At 56.7% G+C, this 8,648-nt stretch carries 11 protein-coding genes; 9 read left to right on the top strand and 2 right to left on the bottom strand.

Translation table 11 applies throughout. The features are described from left to right. Positions 1–99 precede the first annotated feature (99 nt). Together HMPREF3107_RS04655 and HMPREF3107_RS04650 are read left to right on the top strand one after the other, a co-directional pair. Positions 100–777: a response regulator gene (locus HMPREF3107_RS04655; RefSeq protein WP_070453981.1), complete on the top strand. Its 678-nt coding sequence runs from the start codon at positions 100–102 to the stop codon at positions 775–777. An 88-nt stretch (positions 778–865) separates the two neighbouring features. After that, positions 866–1,549, top strand: a complete 684-nt coding sequence (locus HMPREF3107_RS04650; protein ID WP_070453979.1) for a sulfite exporter TauE/SafE family protein — start codon at positions 866–868, stop codon at positions 1,547–1,549. Between the two features lie 124 nt (positions 1,550–1,673). On the opposite strand, the gene HMPREF3107_RS04645 is transcribed toward HMPREF3107_RS04650, so the two are convergent. Further along, on the bottom strand, positions 1,674–2,603 hold the full coding sequence (locus HMPREF3107_RS04645; protein ID WP_070453976.1) for a cupin domain-containing protein: 930 nt from the start codon (positions 2,601–2,603) through the stop codon (positions 1,674–1,676). Positions 2,604–2,774: 171 nt separating this feature from the next. On the opposite strand from HMPREF3107_RS04645, the gene HMPREF3107_RS04640 reads away from it, so the two are divergent. From HMPREF3107_RS04640 to HMPREF3107_RS04630, 3 genes are all read left to right on the top strand, one after another. Then, positions 2,775–3,110 carry a carboxymuconolactone decarboxylase family protein gene (locus HMPREF3107_RS04640; protein WP_003773903.1) on the top strand — a complete coding sequence of 112 codons (336 nt, stop codon included), beginning with the start codon at positions 2,775–2,777 and terminating at the stop codon, positions 3,108–3,110. A 191-nt stretch (positions 3,111–3,301) separates the two neighbouring features. Further along, positions 3,302–3,673, top strand: coding sequence for a rhodanese-like domain-containing protein (locus tag HMPREF3107_RS04635; RefSeq protein ID WP_070453974.1), 372 nt, complete (start codon positions 3,302–3,304; stop codon positions 3,671–3,673). 304 nt (positions 3,674–3,977) lie between these two features. Beyond that, positions 3,978–4,466, top strand: a complete 489-nt coding sequence (locus HMPREF3107_RS04630) for a DUF302 domain-containing protein (RefSeq protein WP_070453972.1) — start codon at positions 3,978–3,980, stop codon at positions 4,464–4,466. 87 nt (positions 4,467–4,553) lie between these two features. Here HMPREF3107_RS04630 and HMPREF3107_RS04625 read toward each other — a convergent pair whose 3' ends face one another. Continuing rightward, positions 4,554–5,300, bottom strand: coding sequence for an amino acid ABC transporter permease (locus tag HMPREF3107_RS04625; RefSeq protein WP_070454091.1), 747 nt, complete (start codon positions 5,298–5,300; stop codon positions 4,554–4,556). Positions 5,301–5,485: 185 nt separating this feature from the next. Between HMPREF3107_RS04625 and ribF the strand changes: the two genes are divergently transcribed. The 4 genes from ribF (at position 5,486) to murA (ending at position 8,507) form a co-directional block, all read left to right on the top strand. Next, positions 5,486–6,412 (top strand): bifunctional riboflavin kinase/FAD synthetase, encoded by a 927-nt coding sequence (ribF, locus tag HMPREF3107_RS04620; RefSeq protein WP_070453970.1) that lies wholly within the window; start codon positions 5,486–5,488, stop codon positions 6,410–6,412. 101 nt (positions 6,413–6,513) lie between these two features. Further along, positions 6,514–6,816 carry a hypothetical protein gene (locus HMPREF3107_RS04615; protein WP_070453968.1) on the top strand — a complete coding sequence of 101 codons (303 nt, stop codon included), beginning with the start codon at positions 6,514–6,516 and terminating at the stop codon, positions 6,814–6,816. 159 nt (positions 6,817–6,975) lie between these two features. Next, positions 6,976–7,221, top strand: a complete 246-nt coding sequence (locus HMPREF3107_RS04610; protein ID WP_003773891.1) for a BolA family protein — start codon at positions 6,976–6,978, stop codon at positions 7,219–7,221. Between the two features lie 35 nt (positions 7,222–7,256). Then, positions 7,257–8,507, top strand: a complete 1,251-nt coding sequence (gene murA / locus HMPREF3107_RS04605; protein ID WP_070453966.1) for a UDP-N-acetylglucosamine 1-carboxyvinyltransferase — start codon at positions 7,257–7,259, stop codon at positions 8,505–8,507. Positions 8,508–8,648: the final 141 nt, after the last annotated feature.

Below are 8,648 nucleotides of genomic sequence, written 5' to 3'. Positions count from 1 at the left end.
GCCGTACTGGTTTAAATTTAATCCACTATAATTGCTTCATCTATCGCGGCAATTTCACTATACTGCCGCCGTTTCCATTCCAACCGACGGAGCTTTGATATGCGGGTTTTACTGGTTGAAGACGACGCCATGATTGCCGAAGCGGCCACCTGCGGGCTGAAAGACGGCGGTTATGCCGTCGATTGGATTAAAAACGGCGGACAGGTGGCCGCGGCGGTGCAGGCGCAACCTTACGACCTCATCCTGCTCGACCTCGGCTTGCCGGGCTGTGACGGCTTGCAGATTTTGGCCGAATTGCGGGCTGCGGGCTGCTCCGTGCCGATATTGATCGTTACCGCCCGCGACGACCTGCACAGCAGGCTCGGCGGGTTGGACGGCGGTGCCGACGACTATATCGTCAAACCGTTCGACATGGCCGAACTGCAGGCCAGGATGCGGGCGGTTCTGCGGCGGCACAACGGGCAAAGCCAAGCCCTGCCAAGCAACGGCCTGCTCACCCTCAATCCCGCGACCCACAGGGTACAGGTGGTCGGACAGGAAGGCGACATCATGTTGAGCAACAAGGAATTTGCCGTTTTACAGGCACTGCTGATGCGTCCCGGCATGATTTTGTCGCGCACCGATTTGGAAGACAAAATTTACGGCTGGGGCGAAGAGGTGGAAAGCAACGCAGTCGATTTCCTCATCCATGCGCTGCGTAAAAAGCTGGGCAAAGAACACATTCAAAACGTGCGCGGTGCCGGCTGGCTGGTACCGAAAGGCGATGAGGCCGTCTGAAAGCACGGCCTCAACGGAACTAAAGCGAGGCTTCCGCCTATAACAAAACCACCCGCAAACCATTTTTCAGACGGCCTTTTCCAACACCATGACCGATTCCGTTTCCTTCCTCACCCTCTTCCTGCTCGGTTTTTTCGGCGGCGGCCACTGCGTCGGCATGTGTGGCGGCCTGTCGTCGGCCTTCGCCCTGCAACTGCCGCCGCACATCGGCCGTTTCCGCCTAATTGTGCTGCTCAACCTCGGCCGGATATCCAGCTACACCGTCATCGGCCTTTTGGCGGGCGCGCTCGGCCAATTCGGTATTTCGCTCGACCAAACCCGCACGCTGCAAACCGTCCTCTTCACCGCCGCCCACGTCTTACTGCTGCTGCTCGGCCTTTATCTGGCGGGCTTATCCGACTTGGCACGCCGCATCGAAGGCGCGGGCAAACCCGTCTGGCGGCAGCTCAACCCGCTGCTCAACCGCCTGCTGCCGATTAAAAGCGTACCGGCCTGCTTCGGCGTCGGCCTGCTGTGGGGCTGGCTGCCCTGCGGCCTGGTTTACAGCGCATCGCTCTACGCACTGGGCAGCGGCAGCGCATGGCAGGGCGGGCTGATGATGCTGGCCTTCGCCTTCGGCACCCTGCCGAACCTGCTGGCCATGGGCTGGTTTGCCGGACAACTGAAATCCCTGCTGCAAAACCGCCGCGTCCGCCTGTTTGCCGGCCTGGCCGTCTGCGCTTGGGCGGTGTGGCAGCTGGTGAAGGCCGCACGGCTGTTTGCCCTGTCTTAGGGCGGATAGGGCTTTGCCGAAACCGTGCATTGGTTCCGCAGCCCCCTCCCTTCTTCGGCGGCCTTGTATTCACTTAATTGAAACCGCGTTTCAGCTTCGCAGAAACTTTTGCTTTCAGACGGCCTCAAATGACAAATTCCATATCGTCCTCCGCCTGTTTCCGGTATTGCCCGGGCGAAATGCCGTAAGCCTTTTTAAACGCCTTGCCGAAATGGGTTTCCGAACCGAAGCCTACCGCCAACGCTATGGCCAGCACCGAATCCGACCCCTGTTTCAACATTGCCGCAGCCTGCTGCAGACGGATTCGGTTCACAAAGGCATACGGGCTCATGCCCGTTTGCGCTTTAAACAGCCGCATCAGCTGCGCGCGCGACACCGTGGCCGCCGCCGCCATTTCTTCGATATTCCACGCCCGCTCCGGCTGCGCCAACACCGCCTGAATCACACCGCGCAAACGGCGGTCGTGCCAGCCCTTCAATATGCCGTCCGGCAGCGCGGGTATGCGGTTTTCCGATAAAAACGTCCGTACCAATAACACCAGCAGCACCGTCGACAGCGCGTCCACCACCGACTTGGAGCCGTGCTGCGGCCGCTCAGCCTCCTGCTGCAAAACCGCCACCACGCTTTGCAACGCGGTATGGCGCATATTCAGAAACACCGTTTCCGGCAGGCTGTCCATCAAATCGGCCTGACGGTCGTAATCGAAACGGGCGCAAAACAAGCTCAAATCCGCCTTGCCCGACCCGCTGCGTTTTTGCGTAAACACACCGTTGGACGCTATCTCCACCCCCGCGCCCGTATTGGCGCAAGCCGCATCACTACTCAAAACATGGCCGATTTTGTGCGGAAAAAACACCACGTCGCCGCTGCCCAGCAGGCGCGGTTTGTCCATGCCGTCCACCTGAAGCCAACCCTCGCCGTCCGTTACGATGTGCACCAAAGCCTGACCGCGCCGCGCCTCATGCCGCACATACCATCCGCCCTGAAACAGGCATTGCACATCCACACTGCCGCTGATTTGCGCCAGCGACACCAGCTTGTCGAGAATATCCATTTTTACGCCACCAAATGATACGATTTGCAGATTATTTTAATATAAAACGCGCAACAATGGGCGCAGAAATCCGAACCCGGACACACTTAACCATACGGATACGGTTCAAATCGGAATAAGGCGGAGAAACGCCGTCCCGATTCGCAGCCAATCCGCCATCAGGAGCAAATCATGTTTAAAGACTGGAACGAACACACCGCATTGGTCAAAAAATCCTTCGGCGAAATGGGTAAAAAACACCCGAAAATGCTGCAAGCCTACGGCGCACTCGAGCAAGCCGCAGCAGCAGAGGCACTGGATGCCAAAACCCGCGAACTCATCGCCATCGCCGTTGCCGTAACCACCCGTTGCGAAAGCTGCATCAGCGTCCACACCGCCGCCGCCGTTAAAGCAGGCGCGACAGAAGGCGAAATCGCCGGCGCATTGGCCACAGCTATATCGCTCAACGCCGGAGCGGCTTATACTTACGCCCTGCGCGCCTTCGAAGCCGCGGAAAGCCAACGCTAACAAAGGCCGTCTGAAAACTCAATTTCCTAACGGAAGTTGGGTTTCTGCGCAGCTAAAACAACGAAGTTTCCGAAGGAAGCCGAGTTTCTGCGCAGCTAAAACGGAGTTTCGCCACAAGGCCGAGTTTCTGCAAAACCAAAGCAAAGTTTTACGAAACCCGAACGCCTAACCGTCAAACAGAAAGAAATGTCATGAAAAAACAAATCCTGACCGCGCTGCTTGCCGCAGTCATGCTCTCCCCCGCCGTTTACGCCGCCGGCGCGTACGCCGCCGCACACCCGGCCCCGTCCGTCCAACCTGCCAAAGCAAAAGGCATCTGGATAGACGTGCGCACGCCGGAAGAATATCAAGAAGGCCACCTTGCCGACGCAGTCAATATCCCGCTCGACCAAATCGCCAATAAAATTTCCGCAACGGCTGCCGACAAAAACGCCCCCATCCACCTCTACTGCAAATCCGGCCGCCGTGCCGGACTGGCCAAACAGCAGTTGGAAAAAATGGGCTACACCAACGTCAGCAACCACGGCGGCTATCAAGATTTGCTGGCCAAAGGCATGAAATAACCGCCCTTCCTCCCTGTATCACGGATGAGGTGCGAGTCGGCAGGGCGGCACTCCCCCGCCCTCCTGCGCCATATGCGCCCGCCCGTCTGCGGCCTCTCCGCCGGCTCTGATTCGAATTTCATCCGCCACATCATCCGAGGCCGTCTGAAAACGCAACTTCCGTCAGGAAGTTGCGTTTCTGCGAAGCTAAAACGAGTTTTCCGAAGGAAGGCGAGTTTCTGCAAAACCAAAACGCAGCTTTAACGGAATAAAACCGTGTTTCAGACGGCCTCAAATCCATCCTACCCGACACGGAACATTCAAAATGACCCTCAAAGCCACCTCACTGCGCGCCATCGCCTTAGCCATCCTTCTCGGCACGGCTGCCTGCGCCGCGCCGTCCCAACTTTCCGCCCAAAAGGAGCAAGCCATGCCTTCCGTCCACAGCATCACCAGCCGCTACAGCTTCGATGATACCGTTGCCCGCCTGCAGGCAAGTTTCCTCGCCAAAGGCATGAGTATTTTCGGCATCGTCAACCACCAGGCCGCCGCCCAAGAATCCGGCTTGACCATGCAGCCGGCCACCGTCATCGTCTTCGGCACACCCCAAGCCGGAACGCCGCTGATGGTCAAAGACCCCGAGTTTGCGCTGCAACTGCCGCTAAAAGTGCTGGTTACGGAACAGGACGGACAAGTCAAAGTCGTCTTCAATGACACCCGTGCCCTGATTCAGGGCAGCAAAATCAATTTCTCCGATGTGGAAAACAGCTTGGCCAATGCGGAAAAACTGATTGCAAAAACCGTAACGGAATAAGCCGTAACAAAATATCAAAAGGCCGTCTGAAAACCGGGAAACGGTTTTTCAGACGGCCTTCTTTTGCCATTTGATTCGTTAGAACAATCAACGACGCTGAGGATTGTAGCGTTTCTCCAACGAGGAGAAGAACCAGCTCAGGCAAATGGTCATCAGCAGATAAATCAGCGCGATGGCATACAGCGGTTCTTCGTAAATTGAAAAACGTCCGGAAATTGTGCGTTGTACATAAGTCAATTCAGCCACGGCAATGGAAGAAAGCAGCGAACTGTCTTTCAACAGCGTAATGAACTCGTTTGCCAACGGCGGCAGCATACGGCGGAAAGCCTGCGGCAGAATCACGAAACGCATCGCCTGCGGGTAAGTCAGACCGAGCGAACGCGCCGCCTCCATCTGGCCTTTGTCGATAGACAGGATGCCCGCACGGAAAATCTCGGTGATATACGCTGTCGCATTGGCAGTCAATGCCAAAACACCCGCCGTAATCGCGCCGTAGTCGCGCCGCATGGCGATTGCCTGCTCCCCATTCACCAACCAGCCGTGTTCGGGATGAATCAGGGCCACGCTCCAAACGTAATACCAAATGAAAATCTGCACAAACAAAGGCGTACCGCGGAACAGCGTTACATACAGCAGTGAAACGTTCCGCAGCAGCCAGGCCAAGGCCTTCAATAGCGGCCCGCCCTTCTCGAAACGTACAATCCTCGCCAGTGCGCCGACCAACCCCAGCAGCGTACCGCCCAGCGTGGCGACGAAGGTCAGTCCCAAAGTAGTCAATGCCCCTATCAGGAACATCTCGCGGTATTCATAAATAATATCGAAACGGAAACTCATATAACAAACTGCCCGACAGTTGTAACGGAAAGCAAAAACGGCGTTGCGCCTTTTGCATGGGAAACCGCGCATTTTACAAGAAAAAACACCGCCTGAAACATTTAATTGCCGCCGCACTCCCCGCCATACTGTAAGCACCCGCCAAATCCGTTTACAATAGCCGCTTTTTTCCTAGCGGCAACCCTATGAAAATCCTCCTTGGCGGCACGCCTGTGCAAAACGCCCCGCCCGCAGCCGTTACCATCGGCAACTTCGACGGCGTGCACCTCGGCCACCGCCACATCCTGCAACGTCTCAAAAGCGAGGCCGCCGCACGCGGCCTGCAAAGCACGGCCGTCGTTTTCGAGCCGCAACCGGCCGAATTCTTTGCCCGACTGCGGGGTTGCGAACCGCCGCCCCGCCTGACACCGCTGCGCGACAAGCTGCGCCTGCTGAACGAAAGTGGCTGCGTGGACAACGTCCGCGTATTGCGTTTCAACCGCGCATTTTCACAAATGCCCGCCGAAGACTTTATCGAACACATCCTGCAACGGGAATTAAACACCCGCTATCTGCTGGTCGGCGACGATTTCCGTTTCGGCCGCGACCGTGCGGGCAGTTTCGACCTACTGCAAAACCACGGCGGCTTCGTTACCGAACGCACGCCGAGCATACTCGTGGCCGGCATCCGCGCCAGCAGTACCGCCGTGCGGCAAGCCTTGCGCGAAGGCCGTCTGAAAGAAGCGGAACAGATTTTGGGACACGGCTGCGTCCTGAGCGGGCGGGTTGCCCACGGGCGCAAGCTGGGACGGACAATCGGCAGCCCGACCGCCAACATCCACCTGCCGCCGCACCGCTATGCTTTAAACGGCGTTTTTGTCGTCGAAGCATCCGGCGCGTTCGGCAAACGGCGCGGCGTGGCCAGTTTCGGCCTCAATCCCACCGTCAGCGATTCGGGCAGGCAAAAGCTGGAAGTCCACCTGTTCGACTTTTCGGGCAACCTCTACGGCCAACGGCTGTTTGTCCGTTTCCTGCACAAATTGCGCGATGAAGAAAAATTCGGCGATATGGAACAACTCCGGCGGCAGATTGCCGCAGACATCAGGGCGGCCAAAAGCTGGCAGTCCGTCTGACAAATGCGAAAAGTTATAAATAGGAATGACAACTGTCAGTGAAAATAGGTATAATCCGCGTAATTTTTTGCAAACAGCACAACCTTGTTTCAGGAGTTTGAATGAACCAACCGTCCAACCCGCTGCTGAACCAGCAGCCGCAATATCACCAACCGCAACAATTCAGCCAACAGCAGGCTCCCGTCATGACCATTGGCGACTGGATTGTGACTTCCATCGTTTTGGCCATTCCTTTGGTTAACCTGATTATGGCGTGCGTGTGGGGCTTCGGCAGCAATACCAATCCGAACAAAGCCAACTACTGCAAGGCTTGGCTGATTGTTATCGCCATTTTTGTCGCGCTTTATATCCTGCTGTTCGTATTCGTTATCGGCGCGGGCGCGGCTGCCGGCCAATACCAATAAGCCGAAACATTCCAACAAAGAGGCCGCCTGAAAACCTGTTTCCGGGTTTTCAGACGGCCTCTTTGTTTGCCATCCGATATTTTTCAGACGGCCTGAAAGCGAAACGGTATAATCCCGCCTTTTGCAACCAAACAAACCGATACAACAAAAGGAACCGCCATGCTGCTGCCCGAACAGGTCAAAGAACTGATTGCCGCCATCGTCCCCTGCGAACACATCGAAGTGGAAGGCGACGGCCACCACTTTTTTGCCGTCATCGTCTCATCCGCCTTCGAAGGCAAAGCCCGATTGGCGCGCCACCGCCTGATTAAAGACGGTTTGGCCGAAAAACTCGCTTCCAACGAACTGCACGCCCTATCGGTTTCCGTTGCCGCCACGCCTGCGGAATGGGCTGCACGCGGCTGACCGCACACCTTTCCCGTCCCTACCGAAAGCAATCCATGGACAAACTTAAAATTTCCGCCAACGGCCCTTTAAACGGCGAAATTACCATCTCCGGCGCGAAAAACGCCGCCCTGCCGCTGATGTGTGCCGGACTGCTGACCGCAGGCACGCTGCGGCTGAAAAACGTCCCCATGCTGCGCGATGTCAAAACCACGCAGAAACTGCTGCAAGGCATGGGCGCACGTGTTTTAACCGACAATGTTTCCGAATTTGAAATCAACGGCGGCACAGTCAACAACACCTGCGCGCCTTACGAGCTGGTAAAAACCATGCGCGCCTCTATCCTCATCCTCGGCCCTACACTCGCCCGCTTCGGCAAGGCGGAAGTCAGCCTGCCCGGCGGTTGCGCCATCGGCTCGCGCCCCGTCGATCAGCACCTGAAAGGGCTCGAAGCCATGGGGGCGGAAATCGTCATCGAACACGGCTACGTTAAAGCTTCAGGCCGTCTGAAAGGCGCGCGCGTGGTTATGGACATGATTACCGTGGGCGGCACGGAAAACCTGTTGATGGCCGCCACATTGGCCGAAGGTACCACCGTTTTGGAAAACTGCGCCATCGAACCCGAAGTTGTCGATTTGGCGGAATGCCTGGTCAAAATGGGGGCGAAAATCAGCGGCATCGGCACGCTGACCATGACAATCGAAGGCGTGAAAGAACTGCACGGCTGCGAACACAGCGTCGTTCCCGACCGAATCGAAGCGGGTACGTTTTTATGCGCCGTCGCCATGACCGGCGGCAAAGTCGTCCTGCGCAATGCCGCACCCAAAACCATGGAAGCCGTCTTAGACAAACTGGTGGAAGCCGGTGCACTTATCGAAGCGGGCGACGACTGGATTTCCATTGATATGAAACGGCGGCCAAAAGCGGTAAACATCCGCACCACTGAACATCCCGGCTTCCCCACCGACATGCAGGCTCAATTTATGGCCATGAACGCTGTGGCGGAAGGTTCTTCCAAAGTGATCGAAACCATTTTTGAAAACCGCTTCATGCACGTTCCCGAGCTCAACCGCATGGGTGCGGATATTTCTACCGAAGGCAATACCGCTTTTGTAAACGGTGTGGAAAAACTCTCCGGCGCAACCGTGATGGCAACCGATCTGCGCGCCTCCGCCAGCCTCGTCATTGCAGGATTGGTGGCAGGCGGTGAAACCGTTGTCGAACGCATCTACCATCTCGACAGAGGTTACGAACACATCGAAACCAAACTCGGCCGCGTCGGTGCGAAAATCGAACGGATTTCGTGATTTCGTTTCCCCTGTTTTCAGACGGCCTCCCCTATGCGGAAGGCCGTCTGAATTGATAGGGGCGATTCAAATAAACACTTCTCCCCAGCCATCATTAGCCGGCACAGCTGGAAATATAGTGGATTAAATTTAAATCAGGAC

It is taken from the genome of Neisseria sp. HMSC31F04 (assembly GCF_001807735.1).
Lineage (GTDB): Bacteria > Pseudomonadota > Gammaproteobacteria > Burkholderiales > Neisseriaceae > Neisseria > Neisseria elongata.
The sequence above is the reverse complement of the archived record's forward strand: the minus strand, read 5'-3'. Positions and strand labels throughout refer to the sequence as shown.